Origin of the sequence: Akkermansia muciniphila (assembly GCF_040616545.1) — a bacterium.
GTDB lineage: Bacteria > Verrucomicrobiota > Verrucomicrobiia > Verrucomicrobiales > Akkermansiaceae > Akkermansia > Akkermansia muciniphila_E.
In genome coordinates this window covers 121040-137428 of sequence record NZ_CP156688.1, presented here as the reverse complement: position 1 = coordinate 137428, position 16389 = coordinate 121040, and the positions used below count along the sequence as shown (strand labels likewise).

11 protein-coding genes and 2 tRNA genes are annotated in these 16389 nt (G+C 58.7%); 1 reads left to right on the top strand and 12 read right to left on the bottom strand.

Features of this window, described 5'->3' with window-relative positions:
* Positions 1-109 precede the first annotated feature (109 nt).
* From ABGM91_RS00500 to kbl, 9 genes are all read right to left on the bottom strand, one after another.
* On the bottom strand, positions 110-1684 hold the full coding sequence (locus ABGM91_RS00500; RefSeq protein ID WP_354832877.1) for a hypothetical protein: 1575 nt from the start codon (positions 1682-1684) through the stop codon (positions 110-112).
* Between the two features lie 680 nt (positions 1685-2364).
* On the bottom strand, positions 2365-2808 hold the full coding sequence (locus tag ABGM91_RS00495; RefSeq protein ID WP_354832876.1) for a hypothetical protein: 444 nt from the start codon (positions 2806-2808) through the stop codon (positions 2365-2367).
* A gap of 100 nt (positions 2809-2908) precedes the next feature.
* A tRNA-Glu gene (locus tag ABGM91_RS00490) sits at positions 2909-2984 on the bottom strand.
* A gap of 22 nt (positions 2985-3006) precedes the next feature.
* Positions 3007-3081, bottom strand: a tRNA-Cys gene (locus tag ABGM91_RS00485).
* A 278-nt stretch (positions 3082-3359) separates the two neighbouring features.
* Positions 3360-3938: a hypothetical protein gene (locus tag ABGM91_RS00480; protein WP_354832874.1), complete on the bottom strand. Its 579-nt coding sequence runs from the start codon at positions 3936-3938 to the stop codon at positions 3360-3362.
* An 84-nt stretch (positions 3939-4022) separates the two neighbouring features.
* Positions 4023-6776, bottom strand: a complete 2754-nt coding sequence (locus tag ABGM91_RS00475) for a protein kinase (RefSeq protein WP_354832872.1) — start codon at positions 6774-6776, stop codon at positions 4023-4025.
* 239 nt (positions 6777-7015) lie between these two features.
* Positions 7016-7786 (bottom strand): ParA family protein, encoded by a 771-nt coding sequence (locus ABGM91_RS00470; RefSeq protein ID WP_354832870.1) that lies wholly within the window; start codon positions 7784-7786, stop codon positions 7016-7018.
* Positions 7787-7960: 174 nt separating this feature from the next.
* On the bottom strand, positions 7961-10600 hold the full coding sequence (locus ABGM91_RS00465) for an SUMF1/EgtB/PvdO family nonheme iron enzyme (protein WP_354832868.1): 2640 nt from the start codon (positions 10598-10600) through the stop codon (positions 7961-7963).
* 14 nt (positions 10601-10614) lie between these two features.
* Positions 10615-11814: a glycine C-acetyltransferase gene (gene kbl / locus ABGM91_RS00460; protein WP_354832866.1), complete on the bottom strand. Its 1200-nt coding sequence runs from the start codon at positions 11812-11814 to the stop codon at positions 10615-10617.
* A 402-nt stretch (positions 11815-12216) separates the two neighbouring features.
* Between kbl and ABGM91_RS00455 the strand changes: the two genes are divergently transcribed.
* Entirely contained in the window at positions 12217-13383 is a 1167-nt protein-coding gene (locus tag ABGM91_RS00455; RefSeq protein ID WP_354832864.1) for an autotransporter outer membrane beta-barrel domain-containing protein, read from the top strand.
* A gap of 56 nt (positions 13384-13439) precedes the next feature.
* Here ABGM91_RS00455 and ABGM91_RS00450 read toward each other — a convergent pair whose 3' ends face one another.
* The 3 genes from ABGM91_RS00450 to ABGM91_RS00440 all read right to left on the bottom strand — a co-directional run bounded on the left by ABGM91_RS00450 (position 13440) and on the right by ABGM91_RS00440 (position 16306).
* On the bottom strand, positions 13440-13982 hold the full coding sequence (locus ABGM91_RS00450; protein ID WP_290566349.1) for an 8-oxo-dGTP diphosphatase: 543 nt from the start codon (positions 13980-13982) through the stop codon (positions 13440-13442).
* 236 nt (positions 13983-14218) lie between these two features.
* On the bottom strand, positions 14219-14932 hold the full coding sequence (locus ABGM91_RS00445; RefSeq protein ID WP_354832862.1) for a YopT-type cysteine protease domain-containing protein: 714 nt from the start codon (positions 14930-14932) through the stop codon (positions 14219-14221).
* Between the two features lie 45 nt (positions 14933-14977).
* Positions 14978-16306 (bottom strand): MFS transporter, encoded by a 1329-nt coding sequence (locus ABGM91_RS00440; protein WP_354832860.1) that lies wholly within the window; start codon positions 16304-16306, stop codon positions 14978-14980.
* Positions 16307-16389: the final 83 nt, after the last annotated feature.

The following is a 16389-nucleotide window of genomic DNA, read 5'->3' as shown; positions in this document are numbered from 1 at the left end:
CTGAAGGTGCACCAAGGAGCCGGACCCGGTTGGTGCCTGTTTATTGATATTTAACTCGCTATTTCAGCGGTGGGATATCAAAACTGTTTTTCCGGGGAACTCGTCATTGTTAAGCTGCTTGAATAATCTTGACCACGGCTGCCTGCCCGTAATGGTGGGCGACGAATGCCCATACCTCTCTGGCAGCTCCGGTGGTGTTGGACGCCAGCGTCAGAGTGACCTGGCCGCCGCCGGAAGGTATCTGTTCGGTAGACTGGGTGCACCACACGGCGGCGGAATCATGCCCGCACATGGTGTCGTTGACCACATATAGGTCCTCCACCAGCGTGGACGATACCGTCAGCGTTACCTCCCCTCCTTCCGCCGATACTTTCAGCGCCGATGCTGCCACTTCCGGCACGGGTTTGGCCGTTGCTCCGTCCATCACCACGCGCCCCATGATGGATCGTACATTGTTGACTCCCAGCGTGGGGATTGCGTCAATCCTCATACCTCCCATCCGCAGCCCTACTTGAAAGGTACTGCTTACCTCGTGCGCCTTGGCTTTTGCCGTGACGCAGGCTGTGTGACCAGACCCGCAGAACAAGGATGTCATCGGCATGACATATTTGCTGTCAATAAATAATTCCCATCTATTCATCGTGTTTTCGTGGTCGGCCACTGCACGGGGAGCCATTGCCACGGACACATAGGTTGTATTATACACGGATGGCGGCACCAGAGCCCACACATACTGCTGGTCGCCAAGGTCGCGCCCGTAATCCGTCCCCCGGATTAACATGGACTTCGTGCTGCCTAGATACCTGGTGCCGTATAACGTCACCTGCCAGGCGGGTGACATGTCTCGGTTGGTGTAATTATTGGTTGCGTTAAGCAACGGATATCTGTAATCCGCTTCGGCATGATTGAAATCTATCCAATGGATGGGATGAGCATAACAGGCCGCCGCCGGGATGGTTGATGATGAGTATCCCTGGGATGTGCTTCCCAACAGAATAGACGCCTTGTCAGAGCCGATAACCCGCCACACAACTGCGGAGGCATAATTACTGTTATAGTAATCGCCCAGGTAGGCAAATTTCCATGCGCCCGTAGATTTACCAATCAGGGAAATACCGGAGGCGGGCGTCATGGTAATCAGAAAATCGTGCAGATCGTTTTCAAAAATTCCTTCCTTTATGGACGCATTAGCCGTTCCCACATGATAAGACGTGGCCAGTTGAATCTGCCGCACCAATGTTGTCACCCATGACGGGATCATTGTATCTATGTAGCTATTCATCTGCCGCCAGTCATTAGCGGTCTGCTGCTCTATCAATGCCTCGTAAGACAGGGCTTCCTGTGCCGTGGAGGGCAGTGGCACGCGCACACCCCCGTTGGCATTGATAGTTTCCGTCGCAGTCAGCCCGCCGTCCAGTGTCATATTGCCCGCTTTATCCGTCAGCTTGTCCTGCTTGCCGTTCCATGTTTCACGCTCTTTCCCTGTTATGTGGACTGCAGCATCATTCTTGTGTGCGTCAAACACAGACGTATCGGCTTTTGTAGAAAGAGCGGAAGCATCGGCTTTAGCGTTCCACCCGGTACGCTCCTCCACCGTAACATGTACGGTTCCATTTTCCGTATGCTCCTTCAATTCATTCAAAGAGGCCAGGAGAGTTCCGTTGATAGAAGTAATTTTATTCATGATTGTTATTCTTTGTTATTGTTTGTCGTGAAGTGGTTGAAAAACGCCACTACCGCCCTGTCCACTATCGTGAACTCCGAATCATCCTGACTGGTGAAAAGCCTGCGTTCTCCCCGGCATTGACTGCTTCCACGGTCAACGCAACCGCATCCCTGAATTCCGGGAATACTTTCCCTCCCTCCGGGAGTGGGTTGACGATGGCCTGGCTCAGCCGCACCCAGACTTGAAGCGCTTTCCAATTGTCGAATAAAACGGCACGGTGTGATGCCACTTCATTGAAAGTTTCTGTCTGTTCCTAGGAAATATCATCCTGTGTGAAACGTCGGGACTTAATGAAGCCGTTCTTGTCCGCGAATACGGCTGTCAGGGTAAGCTTTCCCCAGTTGACGGATTCGGGAAACTGGGATTGTAATGGTACGCTATTCAAAAATTATTCCGTTGGTTATTCAGCTACGCTGATAGGGGGGCCAGCTCGTAGCACACGCAAGTATTGCTGCCGATGCCGTTAAGCACCGTCGGGGACTCCAACCGGAGCAAGCCCTCCTAATAGCGTATCAATGTACAAGACAGGTGCGGCATTTGCCTGATAGGTATCCTCCCTGATGTCCGCCAGCATAACAAACGTATCTGACTTACGGTAAATTGGGAAAGAACAAAATTACTTCGTTGGATACTTCCCCTTACTCAATAATCTTGAAATCCACAGGAACAACCAGCTTTGGGTCCAAATCAATCAATTTGGCCCCCGAACTGCCCGTGTAAGTCTTGGAAAGCGGGTTGAGAGGAATAAGCTCGTGGTCAACCGCCACGTTAAAAGCGCCGGATAGCGTGGATACGTACCGGATCATCGTGCCGGCGGAAACCCGTTCAAGTTCACGCTCCATAAAGTCCTTTGCCATTCCTTTGTTCACGGCGGTGAGCATCATGTTGCGCTCGTCCCCAGGAAGTCCAGGGAGTGATTCAAGCAGGAACTTTCCCGCGGACAATCCGTTGCGGCCAGCCTCCCACGCTGCCGCACCTTCACTGGAACTCTTTGCCATCCAGGGAGCGGACAGCGGTATCCATTTATTACCTTGGTTGATGATGCCTACTGTACTGTACAGTTTTTGAACCGTGTACAACATACGGCACAGTTATCTTTTTCCGGCCGCTTCCGGCGGTTCTCTCCAAAATAGAAAAAGCCTGATAAAATCAGGCTTTTTTCTTTCCACTTCTTCTTGGGAGTGGCATCGCGTACGGGACTCGAACCCGTGTTGCCCGCGTGAAAGGCGGGAGTCCTAGACCGCTAGACGAACGCGACTTGAACAGGTTTTACAGCATCTTGGAGGCGGGGGCGGGAATCGAACCCGCGAATAACGATTTTGCAGACCGTTGCCTTACCACTTGGCCACCCCGCCGCTGATGTTGTGCGCGGATACTAGGGGAAAGAAACGCGGGTGTCAATCTCGTTTTTGGAAAAGATGCCTTGTTTCTGCGGAAGGCTGCGGGAGAATCCGGCCAGCTTTCTCCGGGAAAATACGGATTAAAGCGGGATGATGGGAAGGCAGTCCCCGAAGGGCACGGCCGGGAGGTTTCAGAGAAGAACGTACAAAGGCCTGCGGCGCTTCCTGGCCTTTATTGAAAATCAACCCAAGCTCGGAGAAATGCCCTTTTCCGTCCCTGCTCAAGAGAGCAGTCAGCGGTTGGACAGCAGTTGCTTCATGTCCGGGAGACGGAAGTGCAAAGGGGGAAGTTCCGTTTCCAGGGCGGCTGCTTTTTCTTTCCTCAGGGTTTCCGCCCGTTCTTCCAGTTGGCGGGCTGAGGCCAGGATTTTGCGTATTTCCTGCCGCCCGCGGCCTATGTGGGAGGCGGCGCGGGCCGGGTCAGGAGTGAATTCCGGCCCTCCCTTGAGGTATTTTTCAAAGTATTGCTGGTAGCGTTCCGCCAGTTCCCGCCCCCTGGCAAAGAGCTGGCGGTCTTCCTCCACGTAGGCCACCACAGCGGGGTCCACGTCTTTCGTGCTCAGGTCCGCCAGTTCTTCATCCCGCTCCCGCAGCAGGTCCGCCGCGTCCTTGCTGCTTTCCGCCAGGCCCGGAAGGGTGGGGTTCTTTTTCAGTTTAAGGAGGCGCTGCACCAGCGCGTCGCTCTTTTCCGAGTATTCCGTATTGATGTCAGCCGCTTTTTTCCAGTAGGAAACGGTAGGGTCACCGCAGGAGGCCATCAGGAGGACGGCCACCACAGGGAGCATGCGGCGAAGGAAGGTAAGGGAAGTCATGCTGCCTTTGTAGCATTCCCAAGGATGGAAGCAAGGATGTTTTATGAATCCTTCTACGCGGATCGGGGTGGAAAATGCTGTCCGTCAGTTGGTTCCATTTCTGGAACGTTGCTTTTCCGCCGGAGGGGGCATTTCCACCACGCCAGTGCTGCCTCCGGGCGTCAGCAGTATTTCCACCTCCAGGGGCAGGGAGGTGTCCGCCAGCAGTCCTTCCGGGATGGAGATGCCGATGGGGGCGGAGCTTTTGCCGGGCAATACTTCCTGGGGGGAGATGATGTCCAGAATGAGGCGCCCGTGCTGGAGAATGTTGATCTTGCTGATGGAGAAGGCGTCTTTCATGCCTGTGTTATGCAGCGTGACGCCCTTGAGCTGGGCGGGGGCAAACGGTCCCGGAATGGTGAACCGCAGGATGGTGGATTCTCCTGAAGCGAGCGGCAGGGGGAGCCAGTACGCCGCAATGTCCGCCCTGGGGTTCAGGCTGTCCGTGAGGTAGCCGGAGCCGTTGAGGCGTTCCATCATGAGGCGGGAAAGTTCCGAGGAAGCGGGCACGCCCCACCCCTGCGAGTACATGAGGGAGAGCAGGTACATGGCCTCCTGGTCCCGGTACTGGACGGCCATTCTCAGGAACCGAGCCGCCTGGGCGTAATCCCGTGAGGCCAGCGGGGGCTGCTGGGGCAGGCGGGGGAAGTAGGAGGGGACGTCCATGAGCAGGATGCCCAGCTCCTTCATGGCCTCGTAGCATCCTCCGGTGGCGGAACGGTAGAGCCATTCCACGCCTTCTTCAGGCCGGGGGCCTCCGGGGCAGTCCGGAGACATGAGGGCTTTTCCCAGTACCTGCTGGGCAATGGGGTAGCCGGCTCTGGCCAGTTGCTCCAGGGCCGCCAGCGTGTCCGGTGTGGCGTCCGCATGGTTCAGGACGTCTCCGTGGCCCGGTGTTGGCGTAGTGACCGCCGCCACCAGCCCCTTGTAAACCGGGTCATGCAGCAGGGCAGGCTCCGGCGCAGGCGGCGCGGCAATGAAACGGATTTTGGGGAACGCCTCTTCCGTGCGTTCCGTCTCGCTTTTGAAACAGGCCATTTGCATGGGAACGGCCCTGTGCGTGGCGGTTTCAAAGGTGTACGTGTAAACACGGTCCGTGGACAGTTCCGGGAGGGACGGGAAGAAGAACGTGCTGGTGGACTGTCCCGGCACCGTGAAGGAGGGGACCGGGTTGACGGAGCGGTCCACGAGGGCGCCGTTGGAGTCCCGGATGGTGAGGTGAATTTCCTCGCCGCCGGAGGGCGGCGGCGTGATTTGAAGATAAATGCAGGAGATGCGCAGTTTTTCCGGCAGGATGGAGGGGAGGCCGGAGCGGGTGAGGATCGTATCATCAAGGCGCAGGTGGAATTCCTGGAGCGTTCGCGGTTCCAGCGCCGCGTCTTCCGTCATTTTAAGTTCCGGAATGCGGATGGACGCCAGGTCCCTGGGTGGGGCCGGCAGTTCCCGACCATTGGAATTGGCGGCGGGCTGCTGGATGGCTTCCTTGATGGTGTTGATGGTGGTGCCCATGGGGGCCTTTTTCAGGTAGTCCGTCAGGTAGACCGCTCCGGCGGCCAGCAGAAGGGTGCAGGCGCTGCCCACCATCAGGTACATCATGTGGCGGTTGCGGCGGAGGGTGCGTGCCGACAGCCTCCGGGAGGCGGAATGGAGGCCGCCCGGGCTGGCGGCGGGATTGTTGTTCCCGGATTTTTTTTCAGCGCAGGGGCGCGGCATCCCTTCCGGATGGATGTAGTGGATGTCTGCCGGGGACAGGTGGATGGTGGCGGAGGATTCCTCCCCGGAAATGGCGCAGATGTCGTGAATCCATTCCCGGGCGTTCTGGTAGCGGCAGTTGATCTGGGGGGAGAGCGCCTTGTCCAGGGACAGCAGGAACTGCCGGGAATAAAAGCGCGTGAGCACGGGATCACTGTGCAGGGGCTGCATGCCGTCTTCCGCCAGGCGCACTTCCGCCCGTTCCGGCGGGTGGCCCGTGAGCAGGGCGTAAAAGGTGGCTCCCACGGAATAAAGGTCGCTCCAGGGGCCGATGTTCGTTTTTCCCAGAGCCTGTTCCGGGGAGGAATACCCCTGGGTGGTCAGGACGGTGGCGGCGTGCAGCTTCAGGGCGTGGCGCGCCGCGCCGAAGTCGATCAGCACGGGCGTGCCCTCCTCCGTCAGCAGGATGTTGCCGGGCTTGATGTCACGGTGGTAGATGTGCCGGGAATGGAGGTAGTCCAGAATACGGAGCAGGCGCGTCAGCAGCCCCTTGAGTTCATCCTCCGTGTAACGGTGGCCCGTGCTGTGGAGCTTTTCCCCCAGAAAGTCCAAGGAGAGCCCGGTGATGTGCTCCATGGCGAAGTAGGCTGTGCCGTTGGCTTCAAAGACGGACAGGATCCTGACGATGCCGGGATGGTTGAGTTCCGCCAGCGTCTGAGCCTCACTCAGGAAGCTTTTCAGGGCCCAGGTGTAATTTTCCAGGTCGTGTTCATTGTTGGGGCGGATGTGCCCGGTCAGCGGGTCCCGGTAGGAGCAGCTGGAGGGGAAGTTTTCCTTGATGACCACGTTGCGGTTCAGGAACAGGTCCTTGGCCAGATAAGTGATGCCGAAGCCTCCGCTGCCCAGGACGCGGATGATTTCATACTGTTCCAGGCGCGTGCCGGGCGCCAGCTCCCGCTGGTAGACGAAAAAGGCGCCTTTTTCTTCCGCATGGGGAAGAGGGGGGCGGCCGGGCAGAATCTGTTCCAGGCCTGTCGTCGGTGCGGGAGGCGGGACTTGCCCTGTCGTCCGGGGCTGGTCATCTGGATGGCCTTCTTCTGCTGGCATGAGGGAAAGTTCCTGAAGCGGAAGCTACGGGCATTCTCATATGCCGGGTGCGGCAAGTCAAGGTGAATGCCTGTTTTCCTGCGTTCAGGGCTGCCGGCTCCTGGAGGGGGGCCCGGAATGGCGCAAGTTAAGTGGACGGAACGGGCCTACGGGGCGGGGTGGAGGCTTCTTTCTGCCTTGTCCTTTCCGTTCGCCGCGTCCATGAAATCCATTTCTGTGTAAGCCGGCCCTTCACCTTTTCAGGACTTGTGGCGCCTGATGAATTCCCGGGCGGCCTTCAGATAGGCGTCCGCCGCCGTGCCGGAAGGATCATGTTCAAAGATGGTGTGGCCGAAGCTGGGCGCTTCCCCGAGCCGGATGGAGCGGGGAATAACCGTCTTGTACAGCATCTGGGGCAGGTGTTTTTCCACCTGGTCAATGACCTGGCGGGAGAGGTTGGTGCGGCCGTCATACATGGTCATCAGCACTCCTTCATGCCTGATGCGGGGATTGGCTCCGCTGGCGCAGATCTGCGCCGTCACGTGCAGGATTTTGGCCAGCCCTTCCAGCCCGAACCATTCGCATTGCAGGGGAGTCAGCACTTCGTCGCAGGCGGCTAGGGCAGAGGTCATCAGGACGCCCAGCGAGGGCGGCGTATCCATGATGCAGTAGTCGTACGCTTCCGACTCCCGCAGGGGGGCGAGCGTTTCCCGGAGCCTGGTCAGGTGGTTGCCGGACCGGGCCAGCTCTATTTCCACGCCAGCCAGGTCCATGGTGGAGGGAATGATGTTCAGCCGTTTTCTGCCGGAAGGCACAATGCACTCTTCCGCCGGAAGCTGGCCGAGCAGGGCCGGATACAGGCTGGGCATGTCTTTTCCGTCAATGCCCATGCCGCTGGTGGCATTGGCCTGCGGGTCCAGGTCAATGACAAGGATTTTCTTCTTCAGCTGGGCCAGGGCGGCGGCCAGGTTGATGGCCGTGGTGGTTTTTCCCACTCCCCCCTTCTGGTTGGCGATGGCGATGATTTTCATTCGGGAAAAGGGTGCAGGGAAAAGGTAGCATAACGGGAGGCCCTTTCAACCATTTTCCCGGAGAGGCCGGGCGGCCTGCCGGCTGCAGCGGGCCTTCCCCTTTCGGGAACGGCTTGTTGTGCGGAACGGAGGAGCAGGGGAAATCTGCTCCTGCGGAGGCGGCGCGCCCCGGCGTCAGGGGGCCGTGGGGGCGGCGGGACGGTCGGAAGACAGGATGAGGCGGAAGCCGAGCGCGTTATCCCGTGTATTTTCCGGCAGGGGGGTGCGGATGGAAGTAGTGAGCTGCTTGGGGCGGAAGGAGAGGTAGCTGCCTCCGCGGGCTACGCCGTAGTTGCGGATGGGGAGGGATTCCGGCCCTCCGTAGGAATCGTCCACCCATTCCATGACGTTCCCCTCCAGGTCATACAGGCCCAGGTGGTTGGGCGGGAAGGTCTTCACGGGCGCCGTATACGGCTGTCCGTCCTCATACCCCACGATGACGCGGGAGGAAGGAAGGTAAATCAGGGCGGACTGGTCCGCAAAATTGCCTGTTTTATCCGGCGGCGGCCATGAGTAACCCCACGGGAACACCTCCCGGGAGTTTTCATGAGGCAGCGTCTTTTCATAGGGGGAGGACCCCTTTTCATCCGTCAGGCGCACCCAGGAGCTCCATTCCTCGTCCGTAGGCAGGCGGTAGGAATCGTGCTGGTCAATCAGCCCCTGGGCCCGTTCCTTGTTGGTAAGCCATGTGGCAAAGGCGCGCGCGTCCTGCCTGCTGACGTTCACCACCGGGTGGTTCTCCCCCTGGGGGAAGCCGGGCCGGGCCGGGGCTTTCCTCCCCGTGGCTTTCAGGAACTGCTGGAAATCCTTCACGCGCACCTCATGGGACATGACCAGGGCGTTTCCCCCTACCGGGGCCATCTGCATGCCCAGGCTGTTGGTCCAGGGTGAGCCGAAGATCACGGATTTGTCCGGCTCCAGCTGGAGGGAAAGGTATAAATCCTGCGGGTCCAGCCCCCGGCGCCGCATGGTGGCATGCCCCGGCAGTTTGATTTCAATCACGTAGGGTACCTGGTTGACGTATTCCTCAATGGGCGTGCGGCCAATCAGCCTGTTGTTGAAAAAGACGCTGGCTCCCGGCGGATTGGTGGTGACGGTGATGGGGACCTGGAACACGCGGGTGACGTTCAGGACGTAGGCGCTGTGGCCGTCCGTGCCTCCGGATGTTTGCGGAAGAGGGTCCGCATTGATGGAGAATTCCTTGCCCAGCAGCCCCTCCCGTTCGCATTTCTTGTTCAGCCATGCCAGGTAGGCCGTGATGCCGTCCTGCGTGAGCAGGGCCACGTCCTTCTCCGGATGGCCCGGTTCCGTCTGTTCCCGTTTCATCTGGTAGTTCCCCTTCTGGCGGTCCTCCTTCAGGAACTTGTTGAACAGAGCGGCGGTGAGGGGGCCTTGCGCCACGTGGCGCGTTTCCGCGGGCAGGTACGTGACTCCCTCCGTGTCTTTCCACGGCTGGCTGTCCGTGGGGGGATGGTACTCCTTCAGCACGCCGCCCAGGGCCAGCGTGGAGCCGCCCTTGACGGTGCCCGCCTCCTCTTTGTCCGCGAAGCCCGATTTCTTGATGGTATAAGCCACGGAAGCGCCGGAGGGCAGCTCAATGGGGCCGTAGGGCGTTTCATCCAGGTAATTGCCGTCCGCATCATATACGGACGCTCCCGCCGGGGAGCTGGTCACCAGAACGTACCCGGTCCGGGATTCCTCCTCCGGGTTGGCGGCCTGGGGGTCCTGGCGGACGTCTGCGGCGGGTTCTTCCGGAAGATGCTGGCTGTTGTTGAGCCACAGGGCCCCCCAGTACGCGGTGAAAGCCCCGGCTACGGCCGCGGCCAGCAGCTGGAGGGTGCGCCTGAGCTTGCGGCGCTTCTTTTTCTTATGAAGGCGGAAGCGGGAAGGCACTTCATACCCCCGCAGGGCGTCTATCTTTTCCGCCAGCTCTTCCGCGGAATCAATGGTGCATTCCTCTACGCGGGGTTCCGCCGCCTGGCAGATGATCGTGTTGAACGCCTGCCACTTCTTGCGCACGGTGCCTTCCGGCAGGTCATCCGGAAGTTCGGGAAAATCCATGCGGTCCTTTCCCGTGCTGATCTCATATAAAACCTTGGCCAGGGCGTAAACGTCCGCCCGCCGGGTGCCGGGGCCGTCCGGGGGGATGAACCCCTCCGTGCCCACAAAGCTGCGCTGGTCCAGATGGGCCACCAGGCCGATGTCCGCCAGCTTGGGCCGCCCGTTGACGAAGATGACGTTCGCCGGCTTGATGTCCCGGTGCGTCAGGTTCTTGCTGTGCAGGTACAGCAGGGCGTGGGCCAATTGGCTGCCTACCTCCAGGCAGTAATCCAGCGGCAGGGGCTTGTTGCCGGAAAACTTCTTGTCCGTCTGGAGCGTGCGGGGAATATACTCGTCCGGCGTGATATGGACGCCCGTGCGGGCGTCGTCGCCCAGCTCCATGACGTAATAGTAAAACGGGGAATCCTGGTCGTGCCTCCCTACGTGCAGAATGTGGACCAGCCCCGGATGGTTGCGGGCGATGGGCTCATACTGCAGGATGCCCTCAAACTCCCGGTTGAAGGTGCGCTCGTCCTCAAAATCCTCCCTCCAGACGATTTTTACGGCGCGCCATGCCCCGGTCAGGGAGCGGGCCAGCCAGACTTCCCCGTAAGCGCCGCTGCCTATCTGGCGCACGACTTCATGGTCCGGGATGGAAGGAGTGGGACGCACCACCCGCTTGACGGGCAGCGTCGGCAGATTGCCGCCGGGCATGGGTGGTGCGTCCGAAGTCATGGAAAGTGCGGGAATCAGGAAATAACCCCCAGGCTCTTGCCCACCTTGCAGAAAGCTTCAATCGCCTTGTCCAGTTGTTCGCGCGTGTGGGCGGCGGAAATCTGCGTGCGGATGCGGGCCTGGCCCTTGGGAACGACGGGGTAGAAGAAGCCGACGGCGTATACGCCCTCGTCCAGAAGCTGGGCGGAGAATTTCTGGGACAGCACGGCGTCCCCCAGCATCACCGGGGAAATGGGGTGGTCCTTGCCGCCGATGGTGAAGCCGGCGGCCGTCATGGCGTCACGGAAATACCTGGTATTCGCTTCCACGCGGTCGCGAGCTTCCGTGGAACCTTCCAGCAGGTCCAGCACCTTGATGGAGGCGGCCACGATGGCCGGGGCCACGCTGTTGGAAAACAGGTACGGGCGCGCCTTCTGGCGCAGGATGTCCACCACTTCCTTCGGTCCGGAAACGTAGCCGCCGGAAGCGCCGCCCAGGGCTTTCCCCAGAGTGCCGGTGGTGATGTCTATGTTGCCGAACAGGCCGCAATGTTCGTGCGTGCCGCGGCCCCTCTTGCCCAGGAAGCCCGTGGCGTGGCAGTCGTCAAAGTGGACGATGGCGTTGTACTTGGCGGCCAGATCGTGAATCTTGTCCAGCTGGGCGATGATGCCGTCCATGGAAAACACGCCGTCCGTGGAAATCAGCTTCACGCGGGCTCCGGCGGCGTCCGCTTCCTGGAGCTTGGCTTCCAGGTCCGCCATGTCGTTGTTGGCGTAGCGGAAGCGCTTGGCCTTGCAGAGGCGCACGCCGTCAATGATGGAGGCGTGGTTCAGGGAATCGGAAATGATGGCGTCGTCCGCGGTCAGGAGGCCTTCAAACAGGCCGCCGTTGGCGTCAAAGCAGGAGGGGAACAGAATCGTGTCTTCCGTGCCCAGGAACCGGGAAAGACGTTCCTCCAGCTGGCGGTGCAGGGTCTGCGTGCCGCAGATGAACCGGACGGAAGCCATGCCGAAACCCCATTCGTCAATGGCTTTCTTGGCGGCCTCCATCACTTCCGGATTATTGGCCAGGCCCAGGTAATTATTGGCGCACATGTTGATGACGGAGCGCCCGTCCTTCAGCGTCACCTGGGAATACTGCTGGGAGGCGATGAAACGTTCTTCCTTGTACAGACCTTCCGCACGCAGTCCGTCCAGGGTGGAAGTGAGGATGTTTTTGAATTCAGGGGTATACATGTCGAATAATGGAATATGAATTGAAATAGCCAGCAAGTGAACGATCAAGGATCACACGGTTGCTCCCGCACCTTTATCATTATTGGCCCGTGAAGAAAAGCTTAAAGAACACAAATTGAAGGCCGGGAGAGGACGGAATGGAGAAGCGGAAAACCTCCGTTGACCGCGTGGTGACGGCGAAGACGGGAGCTGCCCGGGGAGGGGCGTGCCCTGAAAGAAAAAACGGGGAAAACATGAAAAACCCGCACCAGTACGGGATGCGCCTGGGACAGGCGGGAACGGGAAGGGAGGACTTCCCCGGACTCCGGGAAATACATTTGATACACAAAACGGGAGCCAGGGCGCGCTTGAAAAATGAAGGTCGGAGCCAGCCTCCGGCCATTGAACCCATCATACCCGACCATGAAACTATCCCGTATCTCCTTATGGAGCCTGGCCCTGGCAGGATGCCTTCCTGCCGTGCGCGCCGAATCCTGGAACCAGTTCCCGGAAAGCGGTCCGGAAACCACGCTGGACTCCATGTGGGTGTCCGCGGCCTATGTGCAGACGCTGGTGGAAGCCTCCTCAGCCCAGATAAATATCTCCCGTTTTCAGCAGAAAGGGCCTTCCAACCTGTGGGCGGGCGCGCTGGGCAGCTTTGGCGATGGCGGCGTCCGGAACAATCAGCCTTCTTTTGACTACACCGCCGCCGGCTACGCGCTGGGATATGACTATGGCGCGTATGGAGAAAAATCCGGTTCCATGCTGGGGCTGGCGTTCGGGCAATTGTTCGGGCACCAGAACATTCAGGAAATGCCGGACTATCCGGACGGCCCCATCGAGGGGGACCGCTTCCGGCAGTCTGCGTGGATGGCCAACCTGTACGGCGCCTACTTCCGGGAAACGGGGCCGCGGTCCAGCCTGCTTCTTGCCGCGAATGCGGCCTTCGGCAGTACGGAAAACAAATGCCGCCACAACGATGCGTGGGGAAACGCCTCCAGGTGGGACTCGGAAACGTTCCAGGCGGGTCTTTCCGCCTCCTGGCGCTATCAGGTGACGGACTCCTTCAGCGTTACCCCCTTTATGGGAGTGACGTATGTGCATGGAGCCAACAAGGTGAAAAGGGATGACCGGGGCGATTGCGGCGATTCCTCCTGGTGGGGGGATTGCTGGTGGGATGACGACGATTGGGATGATGGCTGGGATGACGATGATGATTACAACCAGAGGCGGGACAACCGGGGAACGTTTGACAATGTGTCCCTGGCGATGGGGGTGACGCTGGAACACGTCCTCCGTTTGTCCGGAAACACCATATGGATCAATGCCCTGTCCGGGAGCTACTGCCCGGACGTCTACAGAAACGATCCCCATTACACGTTCCGCGACGGCTGGTGGGAAGGGGATGAATACCGGGAATCCCGGTATAAGGGGAAGGGCTATTCTCCCGGAAAGCAGTCATTCAAGGTCAAACTGCTCTCCAGGATGGTCTTCAATGACAGATGCTCCGTCTTCGCCTCCTACCAGGCGCATTTCAGGGAATCCCTTCTGGAGCATCAGGCCGCTCTGGGCGTCTCCCTCTCCTTCTGAACACGGAGGCTTCCGGGGGAAGCCGGATGGACACGTGCGGCTTCTCCCCGGATGGCTCAGACGGAAGGGGTGGAAGCCTGTGTTTCCTTGCCGGAGCAGTCCCCGGTGGTCAGGCAGAATTCCAGCATCCGGTCACCTTCAAACGTGAAAAACGCCTCAAACTGTTTCCCGTCCAGCATGGCGGGAAGCCAGAACCGGTCGTCCTGCCACATGAGATCGTAGGGAATCTCGTCCACCGGGCACCAGAAAGGCTCTGCTTCCGGGGTTTCCGATGGAGCGCCATGGAAGGAAGAAGCCATGAACACATGGCAGCGGATTTCCGGAATGGTGCCGCACGTGAAGGAAAAATTCAGCACGCCCATTTCCCGGGCGTCCGCAATGTCAATGCAGAGTTCCTCACGGACCTCCCGCAGCACGCACTGGAGGGCCGTTTCCCCCGCCTCAAACTTTCCGCCGGGACCGTTGACCTTCCCCGCGCCAATCCCCCTCTTCTTGCGTATCAGGAGAATCCTTCCGTCCTGCACCACAAACATCAGGGTGGCGAGAATATCGGGGGTCCACTGGGCGGGCCATTGAAAGCCGCTGCTTCTCTCTTGCATGGGCGCATGTTACAGGATGGGAGGGAAATCATGAAGAAAAATGCGAAATAAACCTGGTTGCCGCCAGTTCCGGGACATGGTTTCGCGCCGATGAGGCAGGAAGGTTGAGATGAAGACTTGCCGGTTATGGAAAGGAAAATCCCTCTCAACTTCTCATGGAAGTTGAGAGGGATTACCGTCAGGAATTTTTCTCCTGCTGCGGAGGACCTATCCCGGGAATGGGCGGCAGTTTTTCCTTAATAAAAAGCATCCAGGTGAAAGCTTTTATTAAACCGGCCTTGGTAACAATGATCAATGGTCAGGAACGCCTCTTTGAGTTCTCCTGGCAGATCGGTCTTGCTGCCGCACTCCAGAACGAAGAAGTTGGGGTCAAAAATGTGCACCTTTCCCTTTTCGTTGTGAATGCCGATGGCATGTCCATTAGGTTCGGCTCCTCGAATGGCTAAAATCGTGTAGGTGACGTCCTGTTGTAAAATCTTGGAAATAGCGTAATCCATAAAATTATTTTGGAAGAAGTTTACTGGAACCATCTCGTTATGCAGCATCCGCATTCCCCCTTCAATAGCCATTTTTTCACGGCTACGGACAATGACATCCGCCATGTCGTTTTGTTCATGGAAAACGGAGGCTTTTGCCGCGTATCCCTCTCCATAAATAAGGGGAGCTTTTGAAATGGGCTGATTGCGGGGCGGACTGATGCTGTGTTCAATATCGGCCCAGAATTGATTTTCTTCATGACGATGGCATGCAATGAGCCAATAAGTGACCAGGCCCAGACATATTCCGGAAGGATAAATATTCCCTGTCTGGCTGATTAACTGCCCCTGGCTGAATGATTTTATTGTTTTCATGATTCTTCTTAATGAAATGGTTGAGGGCGCATCATTCCATGAAGAAGAGGCGGAGAACATGATGGTTTTCCCAGATGGAAAATCAACTTTCCGGAACATGGGACGGGCTGTTCCACCGGACCCGGCTTCTCCCCGGAAAAGGAATCAGTCCGTTCCTTCCAGCAAGTCCTCTTTCCTGACTCGGGAACCTGCAAGGGCGTAGGCAAGCATGACCAGTTCACAGAGGAAGACAAGCATCCATGACCAGCGCCAGCTTCCCAGCGCGTCCGTCAGAGCTCCCTGGAGGAAGGGGAAAACGGCGCCGCCGAACACGCCCATCATGAAAATGCCGGAAGCCTTGGCGGTATATTTTTTCAATCCCACGGTGGCGAGCGTGAAAATACAGCCCCACATGACGGAATGGAACAATCCTACGGAAACCAGCACCCACAGGTTATGGGTGTAAATGGCCACCAGCGTCAGAATGGCCGCCGCGGAGGTTGCCGCCGTCAACTGGACGCGGGGGGAGATATGGTTCAGCCAGCTGGAAACGATGCGCCCCACCATCAGGCCGCCCCAGTACAGGGAGGCCAGCAGGGCCGGAATGCCCAGGTCCACCCCCCACACCACCAGGTTGCTGGAACCCAGGAACAGCAGCGGTTCATCCGAATTGCTGAGTTCCAGGGCATGCAGGTTCACGTTGATGCCCACGGATACCTCCGCGCCCACATAAAAGAAAATGGCGATCACTCCCAGCGTCAAATGCCGGAAGGACCAGATGCTGCGTTCCAGCTTCTCACCTTCTCCGGCCGTGGTGTCCCGGATGTTGGGCAGGTAAAGCCGCTTCGTCATCAGGGTGACCAGCGCAATCAGGACGCCCAGGACAAGCAGGGGAAGCATCAGCTGCCGCACGTGGACGCTCTCCATGGGCAGCCCGGCAAACAGGATGCCGGTCACGAAAAACGGCGCGATCGTCGTTCCGAAGGAGTTTACGGCGCACACAATGTTGAGACGCTGGACGGGCTGGGTTCCCTTCAATTCATAGGACGTCACGTAGGGATTAATGACGACTTGCAAAACCGTGGCCGCGGTGCCCATGGCATAGGAACCCGCCAGGAAAATAAAATAGCCGTACGGGATGCTGGCCCCGGCGATTGTCGTGCGCAGGTCCCCGAACTGGACGGTGAACCATGCGGACAGGAAAAAGACGGCCAGCCCGAGCACCATGAACAGAAGGCCCCGTATCAGCGTGGTCTTGTAGCCGTAGCGGTTGATCCAGCGGGAAGCGATGTTCCCGTTCACCAGGTATGCCAGGAAAAAGAAAAAGGGAATCAGGGTGATGAACGTGTTTTTCAGGGTGCCGGCGTCCGACAGGAAGGCGCTTTGCAAAGGCCCCTGGAATTGGCCGTTCACGGTGGACAGGAACCCGACGAGAAAATAAATGAAGGTCAGGGCAACGAAGGGGCCCAGGCGTGAACGCGGTTGTGTTTCCATGAAAAGGGTGAGAGGTGAAAATGCAGAAAAAGGAAAAGGCCGGGAAGGTTCCTTCATGCCGCCCGGAACCGGGTGCGGACGGC